This window comes from Chryseolinea lacunae (assembly GCF_016735595.1).
Classification (GTDB): Bacteria; Bacteroidota; Bacteroidia; order Cytophagales; family Cyclobacteriaceae; genus Chryseolinea; species Chryseolinea lacunae.
In genome coordinates this window covers 64,148-78,738 of sequence record NZ_JAERRB010000017.1, presented here as the reverse complement: position 1 = coordinate 78,738, position 14,591 = coordinate 64,148, and the positions used below count along the sequence as shown (strand labels likewise).

The window sequence follows — 14,591 nt, the reverse complement described above, 5'->3', positions numbered from 1 at the left end:
ATGTGGCTAGTGAACAGTGACCTGGCCATTCAGATTATTAAACCCCGTTTTTTCTTCCCACGTGTTCTGGTTTGCCAGCCGGATGGAATATTCCGGACGACCTGAAAGCGCGCGGTGCGAATCGGGCAGGCTCAACAACAGTTCATACGCACCAGCAGGTATCGCACTCATCGCGAATTTTTCTGCCAGGGTGATCTTGCCGCTATACCACTTGCGCAAGTCCACATCAAACCGCAGGGTGTGTGTGGTCTTGTCTTCTGTGTTTCTCAGGATCAACTCAACAGGTCGCGCATTCACCGGCGACGCATAGCCCACGTTTTCTAACGTGAGCGTTATGTGCATTGAATCTGTGTGAGATACTTCCGATGGGAAGACGCCCGTTTTGAGCACCAGCCGGTAGCCAAGATTTTTCTTGATGCGCTCCATGCATCCGCCCGACACCCAGTCGTTGTTCACGTCGTTGTTGTAGGCCATGTTGAGGTAGGTGTAATGCATGGCGCTCATTTCCTGTTCGGCGTGTCCGGCGGGGCCGCAGTCGTTTTGGGGACTGAAGGTGTCGTCGCAGGTTTCGCCTCCCACCACCACATGGCGGCTGTCGTCGGCGAAGTATTTTCGGAGGGTGGTGTTTTCGGAATGGTGTGGGGTGGATGAGTTGCCGTAGTCGTCGTAGGTGCCGTAGTCGTCTGCGCTGGCGAGGAAGCAGTCGTTGTGAAAGCCGATGCGGGCTTTGTCGGTTTGCGTGAAGGCTTCATCGTAGGTGAGCGGTGCGGCGGTTACGGGCGCATGAATGCCATAGATAAACCGTTGTTTGGTTTGGGGTGTGCGCACCTGCACCATGATGTCTGGTGGCAGAGCATCGAGCAAGGCCTTCAACACGTCGATGCGGTCGGCCCAGTTTGCGTCTGTCAATTTTTTCTGCGGGTTGTTGTTCGAGGCATCGCCAAAATGGTCGGTATAATAATTCTCGCCCCAAATGCCGATGAACCCCATCTGCACAAACGCGATCACGTCGGCATGTTCCTGAAGAACAGGCTTGAGCTGCGCAATGTGTGCCAGCACGATGGTTTTGGATGCATCGCCATAAGGCGGACAAATGGCTCCGTCGGGGCAACTTCCCTTTTTTGTATCCAGGGTGTAGGTGAATCTGGGAATCAGCTTGACGCCCGCCTGTCGCGCCGTGTTAAAATCCGCGCTTACACGATGGAGAAAGTCTGCGTTGAGGGGCTGGTCTCTGAAACTATCCAATACAAAATCGCGATACACCAATGTGCTCACCACGCTATAGGCCATCTTCGGTGTCTTCGACGGTGCCCTGTAGCTTTTCAGAACGTCTTCCGACAATGCTTCATAGTGGCTGGCGAAGACATTGGTGGGGCGATAAAATCCGCGCTCGGGGTTGGGGAAATCTTCGGCCGATTCGGCGTAGACCACCGTTACTGCATGGGGTGCCTGACGGCAGGCCACTAGTGTGAGCAAAGCAAAGAAGAGCACGCGGGTCATAGGCGAAATGGTGTTAGGCTAAAGGAAAGGTGATGTTTTAGCGGTTCAAAAACACGTTGAATTTTACGAGTGGTTGCCGGTTGAAACGTTCCCGGCATGGCGCACTTGGGAAATGTATAAGTAGTTCCCTGCCATGTATAAATGAAGCTCGCGCCACGGGCTCACCTTTGTGTCATCACAAAAGCGAAAGCACAAACAAAAATGACAAAGACAATTTTTATTACAGGCGCTTCTTCAGGATTGGGAAAAACCACGGCTCAGTTGTTCCAGAGCAAAGGATGGAACGTGATTGCCACGCTGCGGTCGCCGGAAAAAGAAACCGGGTTGTCGCAGCTTCCTAACGTGACCTTGCTGCCACTGGATGTAACGGACATGCGCTCTATAGACGCTGCCGTTAAAGCCGCCCTGGCCCTGGGTGACGTGGATGTTGTTTTTAACAACGCTGGCTACGGACTCACCGGCCCCCTGGAAGACATTAGCGATGCGCAGATGGTGAAGCTGATCGACACAAACCTGCTGGGCGTGATGCGTGTGACGAAGGCTTTCATTCCTTATTTCAGAACAAAGAAGAAAGGTTTGTTTATTACCACCTCGTCGATGGGCGGTTTTGTTTCGTTCCCTTTCTCGTCTATCTATCACGCCACCAAGTGGGCCATTGAAGGATGGAGTGAGAGCATGAGCTTTGAACTGGCCAGCCTTGGCATTGGCATCAAGACGGTTGCACCCGGTGGCATTGTTACCGACTTCATTGGTCGCTCCATGGATGCCACACCGCCCAACCCAGTCTATGACGCGGAAGTGAAGAAGCTGTATGCGCTGTTCGATCCGGAGAAGCTCTCGCAACCCGCGCAAATTGCCGCGGTGGTCTATGAAGCAGCCACCGATGGAAAAGATCAATTGCGTTATATTGCAGGCGAAGATGCCAAGGCCATTGCTGCCAGGCGCCAGGAGATTGGGGCCGAAGCGTTCCGGAAAGAATTGGGCAAGCTTGTGCTGGGATAGGAAAATGGGAAGTGCTATGCAAAACGAAATTGTAGACATAAAATCCATCAGCGAAATGCATCGTTTTCAGGGATGGGAGAAGCCCAAGCATCCGCTGGTGAGCGTGGTCAACCTGGTGGAGTCAAAGCCAAAGCCGCCCGCACCCGGTGTGTCCTATCGCCTGGGGTTCTATTTGATTTCGTGCAAGCGTTATGACGGAATTTTTCTCTATGGCAAATCGCACTATGATTTTGAAGAGGGGTCGCTGGTTTTTATCGCCCCCAACCAGGTGATCAGCTCTTCGCCCGATGAACATACGATGGAAGAAGGGTGGAGCCTGTTTGTTCACCCGGATCTGTTGAACCGGACCGAACTCGGGAAGAAGATCAACGACTATTCCTTTTTTCACTACGACGCCAACGAAGCCCTGCACGTGTCTGAAGATGAAAAACTGGACCTGCGCGACTGCCTGGCTAAAATCATACAAGAATATTCGCGAAGCATCGACAAGCATACACAGAAACTGATCGTCAGCAATATTGATCTGTTGCTGAGTTATTGCGAACGTTTCTACGACCGGCAGTTTATTACACGTGCCAAGGTGAGCAACGACATCGTTCAACGTTTTGAGCGTTTGTTAAAAGACTATTTTGCCCAGGATACTTTGATTGAACGGGGCATTCCGGAAGTGAAATATTTTGCCAGCGAATTGAATGTGTCGAGCAACTACCTGTCGGACCTGCTGAGCAAATACACCGGAAAAACCACGCACGAACATATTCATCTTCAGATCACCGACAAGGCAAAGTCACTTTTGTGGGGCACCAAAAAATCGATCAGCGAGATTGCCTATGAATTGGGATTTGAACATTCGTCACATTTCACAAAAGTGTTCAAATCGAAAACAGGTGTATCGCCCAGGGAGTTTCGGAATGCGAACTGAGGCGAGAGCAACGAGGGGCGTGGTGTTTCCGGAAGCTTGCATTTTCGCTCCGCTTTGTCGGGTAAAAACATCCATACATCGAATCACTTTTACCCGGGCTTCTTTTCAGTTAGTTTTGTAACCTTAATCAACGCTACTAACATGAAACGCGACGTGAACAAAACCCTGATACAGAACGATAAATATACCTTGTAGACGATAACCATACGAACAAAGAAATGATGAGACGAATTATTTATGGAATGCTGGGGCTGCTTTGCCTGGCCGGATCCGTGCTTGCACAGGAAAAGAAAGCGAAGCGACCAAACGTGATTTTTATCCTGTCAGACGATCACGCCTACCAGGCCATCAGCGCCTATGGGAGCAAACTGGCGCAAACGCCCAACATCGATCGCATTGCCAACGGCGGCGCCATTCTCTTCAACAACATTGTGACCAACTCCATCTGTGGTCCCAGCCGCGCCGCGCTGCTCACGGGAAAGTACAGCCACCTGAACGGCTACATGGTGAACGAGCGACAGTTTAACGTGAACCAACCTGTGTTTCCCGAACAACTTCAGAAGAACGGCTACCAGACCGCATGGATCGGCAAGATGCACCTTGGTGTGTTGCCCAATGGCTTCGACTATCTGAACGTGCTTCCCGGTCAGGGGCTGTATTACAATCCCGACTTCATCAATTCGAAAAACGAGAAGGTGAACTATACGGGCTATGTCTCCGACATCGTGACGCAATTGTCTACAGAATGGCTGGAGAAAAGAGACGATTCAAAGCCGTTCTTCCTGGTGGTGGGACACAAGGCCACGCACCGCGAATGGTTGCCCGCGCTTGAAGACCTTGGCTACTACGACAACGTGACGTTCCCCGTGCCGCCAACATTCTACGATGACTATGCCGATCGCATTGCCGCACAGAAACAGGACATGACCATCGATAAAACCATGATCCTGAAGACCGATCTCAAGGTGCATGTGGACTATGATTCCTCAAAACGATACAATCCCTACAGAGGCTTCACGCCGGAGCAGAAGGCCGCGTTTCATGAGTACTATGAAAACAAAGTGAGCAAGGAGTTTGATGAAAAAAAACTGGAAGGAAAGGCGCTTGTGGAATGGAAGTATCAGCGCTACATGCGCGACTACCTGGCCACGGCACGCTCGCTCGACCGCAACATCGGCAGGTTGCTGGACTACCTCGATCAGAAAGGGTTGTCTGAAAACACGGTGGTGATCTATGCATCGGATCAGGGGTTCTACCTGGGCGAGCACGGCTGGTTCGACAAACGTTTCATCTATGAAGAATCGCTGAAGACACCGTTCGTTATTCGCTATCCCGGTGTGATCAAGCCCGGCACAAAAGTGAACGGCATTGTGTCGAACGTGGACTGGGCACCGACCGTGCTTGACCTGACGGGCACATCCATTCCCGTAGAAATTCAGGGGCAGTCTTTTGCACCTTTGCTGACCGGACAAAAAACGGAATTGAAGAAGGGCATCTACTATCACTACTATGAATATCCCCAGCCGCACAACGTGGCGCCACACTTTGGCATACGCACCGGGCAATATACACTGGTGCGCTTCTATGGACCGGACCAGGCCTGGGAATTGTATGACATCAAGAAAGATCCGCAGAACCTGAAAAATCTCTACGGCAGCAAAGGCTACGAAAGGATTACCGCAGCGTTGAAGAAACAACTGAAGGATGAGATTGTGCACTATAAAGATGACGAGGCGTTGAAGATTTTTGAAGGCACGTCAACAGCTGGAAAGTAGCGTACGTTAAGCCTACAAGGGCATTACGTCATCCCGCTCTCCGACCTGGACGGTTCCCTCCAATATCATTGGAAGTTTGAGATCCTGCAGCAGCCTCTGCCCATGTAGCCGTGGGCGGAGGTTGCTGCGGCTGGCCAGGGATCAGGTAAAAAACGAACAAATATTCACCCCGGCAAACGCACGTAAGAAAGTGAGTCAATTCGTAACAATCCATTGGGGAGACAGCGGTTACATTTGGGGCAATTGAATGATCAGTAGGCCTACAGTTGACCTATAAGAAACTGCGGATCATTCAGGCATCTGTAAACCCAAAACGTTAATTTAAATCCACAATGAAAAAACTCATTCTCGTTCTTGCGCTCACGTTTTCTGTCACGCTTGGTTTCTCACAAAAGATCCAGCTCAAAAAAGGTATTCTTTCAAAAGACGATGTGCAACTTGGGAAGCTGGAAGGCGAAGCCACTTTGCTGAACGGAACAAATGTATCCATCACGGCGATGGATGGCAGCCCGCTGGTGAAGATTAAAGATCCCCTGGTGAAATTTGGTAGCCCCTATCACGAACCTATCCGCTATTATTCGATTGAATTCCCTTCGGTAGGCAAAACCGTGTCGCTGATTCCGGATCAGAAGAAATTCTTTACGTCGGAAAAGAAGCTTGTGGAATACCTGTTTGAAAATATCGGAAAGGAATTTCTGGGCAAAGACGGTGTGAATGCCGAACTGATCAATCAGTTCATCGCGTCCAAAGATCAAACGCAGGCCATCGCCAAAGACACCACGCACATTTCGAACCTTATTAAAATAAGCAAAGAGAAAATCACCGAGCCCATCATTAACCGCCCGGCTGCAGGCACCCTGCGCCTGGTGTCGAAAGAGAAAGTTACCATCAGCACCATGTGGCAGGAAACTCTGGAGACCTTCAACATTATGAAAGGCGATGTGCTCATTGGTCAACTGACAAAAAGCTACAAGGGAGACCCCAGCGTGCCCAGCACGTCGCCGTCTTCTAAATCCGTAACGTATATTGTTAACCGCAAAGTGAATTCATTCACCCTCGATGGTCAGACCGTTGACTACATCAGCCTGGCAAAAGTGAAGAGCGCCGTTACCGGCCCGGATATCTATACCTACTGCGAATCGAAGTTCATCAAGATCACAGACGTCTACAGCGCCGAATGGGAAATTGTTAGCTACCTGGTAGAGAAGGGTTGCTTATAGTCCCTTTCGTTTACCCCGTCATATTATCAAGAGAAGCCTGGTTGAAGAACCGGGCTTCTTTTTTTTGCAGGTTTGGGATGGGCGTGATGAGCTGATTTTTTCATCACGTCTTCAACCTAATTGCGCAGCCCTTTCAGATAGGTCGGGTAGTCGGCTTTCATCAGAGCCTCGTCTGATTTTCGTTTTGTGAGGATCACGTCGCGCATGATTGTCCAGTCTGTTCCCAGTGCGTTTGCCCGTTTCTTTGTTTCGACGAGGGTAATGTCGCGGCAATAGAGCGGAGAGCCCGGCTGTTGTTTCCAGGATTGTGAAAGCGCACCAATGTCGAAGGGATCGAAGCCCAGTTGGTCCACCAACTCGCATGCAATTTGTTTTGCCTTTGGATCGTTTCCTGAAATTGGTATGGCGATTCTGTCGCTGTTGCCTTTGGGTTTGCCAAGATCCTGGATGCTTGTTGCAAGAATGGCGTTGAAGACCTTTACGACCGGAACACCCAACTGCTCCTGCACCCACATGCTGTCGATGCCGTGTTGGTCGAGTGTTGCAATGGTCCCGTCGCGCAGTGTCGGGTAATAGTTTCCGGTGTCGATCACCACCACGTCGGTTGGAAGTTGTTTAAACAATGCTGCAGGAAGATCGGGCACGTTCTTCACGGGGATCGACACAATAATCACATGTTTGTTCTTTAGAACGTCGTCCACAGCGACGGCCACCGCTCCGATGTTATTTGCAAGCTGGCTTAAGGACGCAGGGCCTCTGGAATTGGCGATGGAGACAGTATGCCCCAGGGTAACACATTTTGAAGCCAGAGAGATCCCCATGCCGCCTGCACCGATGATGCCGATATTCATAGTAATGGTAACTTTTAAGTTACGTAAATATATAAGTAACTTTTAAGTTACACAAATGGTTTTTATAAATACCCGGGCGATCTTGAAAAAATCCCGTCATTCAGGGTAATGCCAGAAACTACACGGGCCAACGATAAATTCTGTGTCATTGGAGAATACTACTATCGGTAGTCGGGAATGTTAAGGCCAAGAATGATGTCGCGTGTGGCGTGTTGCATGCCGTTTTTTGCGGCGGTGAGGGTAACAACGCCGTTGCCACCGCGTGGCGTTTTGCTTGGTGTTTTGGGCAGCAGCGGATCATCGGAAAACAGAAAATCGTCGAGGTAATATTCGTTCTTGCCGGGCTCTTTCACCGTGATGTGAATGTGTTCGGGAATGTTTCGTTCCGGGTAGGCGGCGGGCCGAAGCGTCCTGATCTGGTAGTGGCCGTTCTTATCCGTCTTCACCCATCCGCGGATGTAGCCGTGACGTTTGTCCCAACCTTTCTCGTTTCCGGTTGTGGGATAGATGCCCTTGCGATCGGTGTGGTAGACATACAGCACAACATCTTTCGCGGCCGTCACGCCGTCGCGTTCATAAACAATGCCGCTGATCTCGATCTTCGGGCCGGCGTTGTTGAGGTCGGGGAGCGAAACGGAATAGGGAAGTTGATCGAATGGGATCGGGCTCTCATAAATGGCTTCGCATCCTTCGCATGGGCCACCGATTTTTTTTGTGGACGTTTGTCCGTAAACAATAAGCGTGGTGCTGAGTGATAGCAATGCGAAGAAGAGTGATTTCATAGCGATGTTTATTTTATATCCTGAAATACGGCAATCCCATGCTACCGCTCAGGGGGTCATGATGTATGGCTTGATTTTCTTGACGAAAAGCGCGGGATTGGCAGGAGGGTACCCTCTGAAACCATTATCTTTATATATGAACCGCTTTTTCCGGTACCATCTTGATCATATTCTCTTCTGGACACTGACGCTGGGGTTCCACGCCTACACCCGGCTCTACCTGATTGAACAAACCTCGATGTTTCAATTTGTGCTGGAGATTTTTGTCAGGAATGTTTTGCTGGCCGGTGTCATCTATTTTAACCTGTTGGTTGTTATCCCTCGCCTGGGACAACAAAAAATAGTCTGGATACTGGCGTCGCTTTGTTCCATGGGCTTATATGTTCTGGCAAAAGGCTGGCATGATCGATATGTGATGGGAATTGGTGACGCCGAACACGCCGGAATTTATCACAATGCATTCTACAACTTTTCAATTGTGTTGTTCTATCAGGCGTTTGCAGCCGCGTTGTATCTGAGCAAGGAATGGTATATGCAGCGCGAAATGTTGCGGCAGGTTCTTGTTGAGAAATTAAATACAGAACTGGACTATCTGAAAGCGCAGATGAACCCGCATTTTCTGTTCAACTCCATCAACACCATTTTCTTTCAGATCGACAAGCAAAACCACGAGGCCCGCGAAACGCTGGGCAAATTTTCGGACATGCTTCGCTATCAGCTCTATGAATGCAACGGCGACCGGATTGCCATTGAAAAAGAGTTGTCGTATTTGAAGAGCTATGTGGAGCTGCAACGGCTGAGGCGGAACGGGCATGATGTGATCAGGTTTGAGACCGAGGGCGCGCTAAACGATTTTCAGCTTCCGCCCATGTTGCTGATCCCGTTTGTTGAAAATGCATTCAAGCATGTTTCCAACTACAGCCACCGCGAGAATGAAGTTCGCATCACATTGAAACGAAGCAACGGTGCCCTCACGCTGGCCATCGCCAACACAGTGGACACAAACATGTCGCTGGCGTCGGGAGGCATTGGACTGAGAAATGTGAAACGGCGGCTTGAACTGCTGTTCCCCAATCAACATGCGCTGGACGTACGGAAGACAAACGACTGGTTTGAAGTTAACCTGACCCTGCAAGTGAAATGAAAATGAAATGCCTGATCGTCGACGACGAACCCATGGCCCGTAAGGGAATGGAGGAGTATGTGAGCGATGTTCCGTTCCTGGAACATGTGGGCTCATTTGAAAATGCACAAGCTGTCGCAGGCCACCTGAAAAATCATTCGGTAGACCTTATGCTGCTCGACATCCAGATGCCGAACCTGAACGGCATCGAGTTCCTGAAATTGTTGGTCAACCCGCCCCTGGTGATCTTTACCACCGCCCATCCGGACTACGCGCTTGAAGGTTATTCGCTCGACGTGATCGACTATCTTGTGAAACCCACCCTGTTCGCGCGTTTTCAGAAGGCCGTGACCAAGGCCTTTGAATTTCATTCCCTCCGGACAGCCACGGCGCAGAGCGCGGACTATTTTTTTATTAAATGTGATCAGGTGTTTGAGAAGGTGAGCCATAGCGAAGTGTTGTACGTGGAAGCCATGCAGAACTATGCCGTGATCCATTCAGCAAAAGGCAAGCGGATTGCCTACATCACCCTCACGGCCCTGGAAGAGAAACTGCCCAAGGAAAAATTTATGCGGGTACACAAGTCGTTTATCGTCAGCCTCGACAAGATCACCGCGTTGGACGGCCACGAACTCATGATCGGCACCGCGCATATTCCCGTGAGCCGCACGCTGAAAGACGACGTGCTGAGTCGTGTGATGGGCGACAACCTGATCAAACGTTGATGGTGGTGCGGCGATAAAGTTTAACGCCTCCGATCGCAAACAGGAAGATTACAATGCCCGCGCAGCGAAGACATTGTTGGGCGTTGCAGTGAAATGAAAAAAGCTGGCCAGTATTTGACACTGGCCAGCTTCTTTTATGTTGAGTTTCACGCAACCAAGACGGGCGTCGACACTTACACTCTCAGGAACACATTCTTCTTATACAGGAAATACAGGAACATCCACTCCACCACCAGGTAGCAGATTGCATACGCCAGCAGGTTCCAGGGTTCGCCCACCAGTTGCAGCAACCAGGGGAAGATGGCGCGCGTGGTGTAATCCCAGTTTATGAAATCGCCCGACATGTAGATGAGGATGGAGTTCATGCCGATGATGGTGAAGAAGAACGCCCAGCGTTTAATGCCCTTCACGTCGATGATGTAGTAGAACAGCGAGAGCAGAATAAGACTCAGGCCGCCTACTTGCAACACGAACGAGCTGGTCCAAAGATTTTTGTTGATGGGGAACACCAGGTTCCAGAGTTGTGCCAGCACGATCGAAACAACGCCCATCAGAAACAATTGCAATACTTTTCGTTCTGCGGTCTGCGTGCCATACTTCAACAGGTTGCCGGCATAGATTCCCAACAGCGCTGTGCCAATGGCTGGAATAGTCGACACCAGTCCTTCGGGGTCGTGAATGCCCAGGTAAAGTCTTCCCGGCATGATGAGACGATCCAGGTACGACGCAAAGTTTCCTTCCATGGTGAGGTCGCCTGCGGGAAAGCCCGGGGCCGAATTGAAGAGGATCAGAAACCAGTAGCCCAACAGCAACGAACAAAACCAGATGATCTGCCCGCGTTGTTTGGTGTAGAGGAAAATGATGTTGGCAAACATATAGGCAAGGCCGATGCGACCCAGCACGCTGCCAAAGCGGATTTCCGAAATGGGTTTCAGGTCCAGCCCGTTGTTGTGGATGACGCCCAGCACAACCAGAATCAAACCACGCTTAATCACCTTGCGCAGCAGCTCTTCGCGTGTCTTGCCTTTCTCCAGTTCTTTGGCCATGGAGTAGGGGGTGGCCACGCCGGCCAGGAAGAGGAAGAGCGGGAAGATGAGGTCATACAACCGGAACCCGTGCCAGTTGGGGTGTGTGAATTGATGCGCAATGGCTTCCATCGCCGGCGAGCCGGTGATCTTGGCGAGGGCGTGAAAAATTTCTTCGCCGCCCATGATCCAGAACATGTCGAAGCCCCGGAGCGCGTCCAGGGAATAAAGGCGTTGCGTTGGAGAGATGGAAGCCATAGGTTCAGTGCAGAGTTTTTTTATTTAGTGAGTTCTTTGATGCGGATGTTCTTGAATTTCACAATGGAGCCGTGGCCCAGGAATGCGATGTGTCCTTTGTGGCTGTTCAGGCCGGGATGGTCTTTGTGGTCGAGCGTTCCGTTCTTGGAAGCCTTCTTCATGTCGCCCTCCAGGATCACCGTGCCGTTGAGGGTAACTTTAATGTAGTCACCTTTCACATACACTTCTTCCTGGTTCCATTCGCCAACAGGTTTCAGGAACTCGCGCTTGGCCGCAATCACACCGTATACAGAACCGTGATATTGATACACTTCCAGTTTGGAATATACCGGTGCCGTGTTGTCGAGGATCTGGATTTCTTTTCCAACATAGGCCGCGTCGCCTTCCAGCGGTGCGTGAATGCCCAGGCCGTTGTTGGCACCGGGGGTGAGTTGGAAATCAAAACGGAACACAAAGTCGCTGTATTCTTTTTCGGTGTTGAGGTTGCCGTGGCTTTCGTTAGAAGGATAGATGGCGATGGTGTTGTCTTCTACCACATAGTCGGTTTTGTTGCCGATCCATCCATCGAGGTTCTTGCCGTTGAAGAGCACGTTGAAGCCTTGTGTTTTTTCTTCCTGTGTGAGCTGATAAGGTTTTGTGTTAAGCTCTTTCACATAGAGGTTGCGGAAGGCCAGCTCGGTGCCATGGGCTTGCAGTTCGATGGCTTCTTCGGGGAAGATGGGCAGGCCGCGATCCCAGTAGTTTTCCATCACCACATTGTCAACCACCAGCACACCATTGAGATACACGGTCACGCGGTCGCCGATCATTTTAATGTTGAAGGTGTTCCATTCGCCAATGGGGTTGTCGGCCACCACCAGCGGCGTGCTTCTTTCTTTCTGATTGTTATACAAACCACCGGAGCCTACTTGTGCGCCCACGTCGATGCGGGCCAGGTCCCAGATTTGAATCTGTGGTGAGCCGCGAAGATAGATGCCGCTGTCGCCGTTTTTGGAAATCTTCCAGTCCACAATCATTTCGAAGTCGCCATAGGGGCGCACGGTGCACAGGTTGGCGCCGTCGCCTTCGAAATAGATGCAGCCGTCTTTCACGCTCCAGTTGTTTTTCACTTTGGCGTTGGCTTCGGCTTGTTTCTTGGCAAGCACTTCTTTGGTCATCTTCGAACGGGCAATGGGGTTCTCAACCAAACCCTGCCAGCCCGAAAGATCTTTGCCGTTAAAGATCGATTCATATCCTCTTGTGAACGGCATCTTTTCGAGATAGGTGCGGATGTCGATGCGCTCATACTGACTGTCGGCACCGGTGAGTTTGTCAAGCATGCGCTGCAAGGTGTTGCGTACTTCCACACCGGTGAGGCCGGGTTTGGCATCGGAGGTGGGCAACGAAATCTGCATGGCCGAACGGCTGGCGGCGCTGCTCAGGGCTGCGTCGTCGAGATATTGCGACACAAACATCAGCGACAGGAATGTTCGCACACCACCGGCAGCTTCAATCACGTTGGTCTGCTCGGCTTTGTTGGCGGCCAGCGGCATGATTTCGCGCAACAGCAGCAGCTTCTCATCGTCGGGCCATGTGGAGGCCGACACTTGCGAAACATAGGCGTCGAATGCTGCGGCGTGATATTTCTTCAACGCTTCGTCCTTGCGGATGGCGAGCAAAGTTCTCACGGCATCGTTGTTCTTCCAGTTCACCAGCGCGGTGAAGGCCACTTCTTTTTCTTTCGCATCGCCCTTGTAGAACGAAGACGTCACTTTTTCAAGCGCACCGGCATCCTTCACAAAGGGAAGCACGGGCAGCAGTTTGGTTTTGTCTTTGGCATAGGCCGCATCCAGCAACGCAATGGAGTTTTTGTCAAGGCCCGAAACGAGCGACGATTGGATGGCTTTTATTTCTTTCTCATCGCTGGTGGCGGCAAGCATGGTGAGCAAGGCAGCCGTGTTGTTGGAAGCTGCCACAGAAGGCAACGCATCGAATGCGGCAGTCTTCACTGCGGCGTCGCTTGAAGCGGTGAGCTTGGCCACCACATCAAACTGGTCGGTGGCACGGCGTGTTCCCAGCAGTTGAATGAGGGCCACCTTGTTTTTGGGCTGAGCCGTCTCGATTTTTTGAGCGATCAATGCGCCACTGTCCTTGCCGGCCAGTTGAAGCACGGCAGCTTTCGCGCTGGCGAGTTCGGCATCGTCGGTTGTCTTCAGCAGGTAATCCAGCAATGCAGGAATGTATTTCTTGTCGCGGCTCAATGCAATTTCGGCGGCGGCGGTGGTGCGTGTGGCTTGTTCTTTCGAAGCGAGTGCGGGCACCAGTGTGCTTTCTACAAAGGCGGTGTTCCGGTTTGCTTTGGCCAGGGTGGCGAGGATGTCGGCCTGTGCCGCACCCGTTGCTTTTTTGTATTCTTTGGTCCAGCTCTTCAGCGCGTCGGGTGTGTTGGCCGTGGTGGCCGCCACCTTCAGCACTTCTTTTTGATATTCGTCGTCGAACAGACTGCGTTCTTTGATGAGCACCTTCACGGAGCCAGCAGGGTCTGCCAACGCCAGGGCTTTCAACGCGGCGAGTCTGAAATGTTGCTGGGCGGGTGCCGGTGTGTTTTCCAGGATGGCGTTGCTGATTTCTTTAGTGAGCGTGGGGTTGTTGCTCAGGGTAGTCTGATGCAGATACTCAATCAACGACACCGTAGCTTCGGAAGCTTCGTTCTTGAAGCCCGCCTTCTTTGCTTCGGCCAGCAACACGTGATAGGACGCGGCGTCGCCCAACAACGCGATGGTCCACAACGCTTGTTTCTTCACGAGCGCATCGTTGCCTGTCGCCAACGTGGTGACTGCCGCCAGCGCGGGTTTGTAGCGGAACGTGCCAACCGATTTGATCAGCTTTATCTGTGTGGCAGCGGGCTGGCTGGTCAGCGCACCGGCAATGGCCTTGCGGGCATCGTCGGTGTTGATCGACACCAGGGCCGAAACTGCGGGGTCGAACAGATCCTTGTCTGCAATGAAAGGAGTCAACACCGACACGGCGGCGTTGGAGCCGACCAGTTTCAGGTTGTCCATGAAATAGGCTTTCACTTCCACGTCGCTGGCCTTACCCAATGCGGCGAGGTAGGCGCGTTCAATCTGAGCCTTGTCTTCTTTGGTGGTCACATAGTGAGTGAGGAGTGACACACCATAGCGATAGGGCACACCGGCGGCATTGCCGTTGGGCTGCACGCCCTCGGTCAGGGCCGTGATGCCCGCGTCGCCAAAGCCCATAATTTCTTTATAGAGGCGGATAGCCTGCGCATTGTCGCTGGCGGGAAGCAGCGCGAGCACGTCGGCCACTTTTGTTTTCATCAAACGTTGATCTTGCGCCCACAGCAGTTGAGGGACGAGCAGCGACAAGAACAGGATGAGGCGTATGAAGTTTATTCGTTTCATTTTT

Annotated in this window: 11 protein-coding genes; 6 read left to right on the top strand and 5 right to left on the bottom strand. The window is 51.6% G+C overall.

Features of this window, described 5'->3' with window-relative positions; all coding sequences use genetic code 11:
• Positions 1-6 precede the first annotated feature (6 nt).
• Positions 7-1,500 (bottom strand): DUF4832 domain-containing protein, encoded by a 1,494-nt coding sequence (locus JI741_RS30185; RefSeq protein WP_202016034.1) that lies wholly within the window; start codon positions 1,498-1,500, stop codon positions 7-9.
• A 201-nt stretch (positions 1,501-1,701) separates the two neighbouring features.
• Here JI741_RS30185 and JI741_RS30180 point away from each other — a divergent pair, with 201 nt between their 5' ends.
• From JI741_RS30180 to JI741_RS30165, 4 genes are all read left to right on the top strand, one after another.
• The gene (locus JI741_RS30180) at positions 1,702-2,502 is read left to right on the top strand and encodes an SDR family oxidoreductase (RefSeq protein WP_202016033.1); all 801 of its coding nucleotides are present in this window, start codon (positions 1,702-1,704) and stop codon (positions 2,500-2,502) included.
• Between the two features lie 16 nt (positions 2,503-2,518).
• Positions 2,519-3,424, top strand: a complete 906-nt coding sequence (locus JI741_RS30175; protein ID WP_202016032.1) for a helix-turn-helix domain-containing protein — start codon at positions 2,519-2,521, stop codon at positions 3,422-3,424.
• Positions 3,425-3,666: 242 nt separating this feature from the next.
• Positions 3,667-5,199 carry a sulfatase family protein gene (locus JI741_RS30170; RefSeq protein ID WP_236676354.1) on the top strand — a complete coding sequence of 511 codons (1,533 nt, stop codon included), beginning with the start codon at positions 3,667-3,669 and terminating at the stop codon, positions 5,197-5,199.
• A 332-nt stretch (positions 5,200-5,531) separates the two neighbouring features.
• A complete protein-coding gene (locus JI741_RS30165) occupies positions 5,532-6,419 on the top strand; it encodes a hypothetical protein (protein WP_202016030.1) in 888 nt (295 codons plus the stop codon).
• 116 nt (positions 6,420-6,535) lie between these two features.
• On the opposite strand, the gene JI741_RS30160 is transcribed toward JI741_RS30165, so the two are convergent.
• Together JI741_RS30160 and JI741_RS30155 are read right to left on the bottom strand one after the other, a co-directional pair.
• Positions 6,536-7,270 (bottom strand): NADPH-dependent F420 reductase, encoded by a 735-nt coding sequence (locus JI741_RS30160; protein ID WP_202016029.1) that lies wholly within the window; start codon positions 7,268-7,270, stop codon positions 6,536-6,538.
• A gap of 161 nt (positions 7,271-7,431) precedes the next feature.
• The gene (locus tag JI741_RS30155) at positions 7,432-8,052 is read right to left on the bottom strand and encodes a dioxygenase family protein (RefSeq protein ID WP_202016027.1); all 621 of its coding nucleotides are present in this window, start codon (positions 8,050-8,052) and stop codon (positions 7,432-7,434) included.
• A gap of 136 nt (positions 8,053-8,188) precedes the next feature.
• Here JI741_RS30155 and JI741_RS30150 point away from each other — a divergent pair, with 136 nt between their 5' ends.
• Both JI741_RS30150 and JI741_RS30145 read left to right on the top strand, forming a co-directional pair.
• Complete coding sequence (locus tag JI741_RS30150; RefSeq protein ID WP_202016026.1) at positions 8,189-9,196, top strand: sensor histidine kinase; 1,008 nt, start codon at positions 8,189-8,191, stop codon at positions 9,194-9,196.
• The gene (locus tag JI741_RS30145) at positions 9,193-9,900 is read left to right on the top strand and encodes a LytR/AlgR family response regulator transcription factor (protein WP_202016024.1); all 708 of its coding nucleotides are present in this window, start codon (positions 9,193-9,195) and stop codon (positions 9,898-9,900) included. The genes JI741_RS30150 and JI741_RS30145 overlap by 4 nt, the downstream gene beginning before the upstream one ends.
• 173 nt (positions 9,901-10,073) lie before the next feature.
• Here JI741_RS30145 and JI741_RS30140 read toward each other — a convergent pair whose 3' ends face one another.
• Both JI741_RS30140 and JI741_RS32690 read right to left on the bottom strand, forming a co-directional pair.
• Positions 10,074-11,183 (bottom strand): acyltransferase family protein, encoded by a 1,110-nt coding sequence (locus JI741_RS30140; RefSeq protein ID WP_202016022.1) that lies wholly within the window; start codon positions 11,181-11,183, stop codon positions 10,074-10,076.
• 20 nt (positions 11,184-11,203) lie between these two features.
• Positions 11,204-14,587, bottom strand: a complete 3,384-nt coding sequence (locus JI741_RS32690) for a DUF1080 domain-containing protein (protein WP_236676347.1) — start codon at positions 14,585-14,587, stop codon at positions 11,204-11,206.
• Between the last annotated feature and the right edge of the window lie 4 nt (positions 14,588-14,591).

Bases quoted from the DNA above. Each gene is read 5' to 3' on its own strand.
- JI741_RS30185 (WP_202016034.1), bottom strand. From the start codon at position 1,500: ATGACCCGCGTGCTCTTCTTTGCTTTGCTCACACTAGTGGCCTGCCGT.
- JI741_RS30180 (WP_202016033.1), top strand. From the start codon at position 1,702: ATGACAAAGACAATTTTTATTACAGGCGCTTCTTCAGGATTGGGAAAA.
- JI741_RS30175 (WP_202016032.1), top strand. From the start codon at position 2,519: ATGCAAAACGAAATTGTAGACATAAAATCCATCAGCGAAATGCATCGT.
- JI741_RS30170 (WP_236676354.1), top strand. From the start codon at position 3,667: ATGCTGGGGCTGCTTTGCCTGGCCGGATCCGTGCTTGCACAGGAAAAG.
- JI741_RS30165 (WP_202016030.1), top strand. From the start codon at position 5,532: ATGAAAAAACTCATTCTCGTTCTTGCGCTCACGTTTTCTGTCACGCTT.
- JI741_RS30160 (WP_202016029.1), bottom strand. From the start codon at position 7,270: ATGAATATCGGCATCATCGGTGCAGGCGGCATGGGGATCTCTCTGGCT.
- JI741_RS30155 (WP_202016027.1), bottom strand. From the start codon at position 8,052: ATGAAATCACTCTTCTTCGCATTGCTATCACTCAGCACCACGCTTATT.
- JI741_RS30150 (WP_202016026.1), top strand. From the start codon at position 8,189: ATGAACCGCTTTTTCCGGTACCATCTTGATCATATTCTCTTCTGGACA.
- JI741_RS30145 (WP_202016024.1), top strand. From the start codon at position 9,193: ATGAAAATGAAATGCCTGATCGTCGACGACGAACCCATGGCCCGTAAG.
- JI741_RS30140 (WP_202016022.1), bottom strand. From the start codon at position 11,183: ATGGCTTCCATCTCTCCAACGCAACGCCTTTATTCCCTGGACGCGCTC.
- JI741_RS32690 (WP_236676347.1), bottom strand. From the start codon at position 14,587: ATGAAACGAATAAACTTCATACGCCTCATCCTGTTCTTGTCGCTGCTC.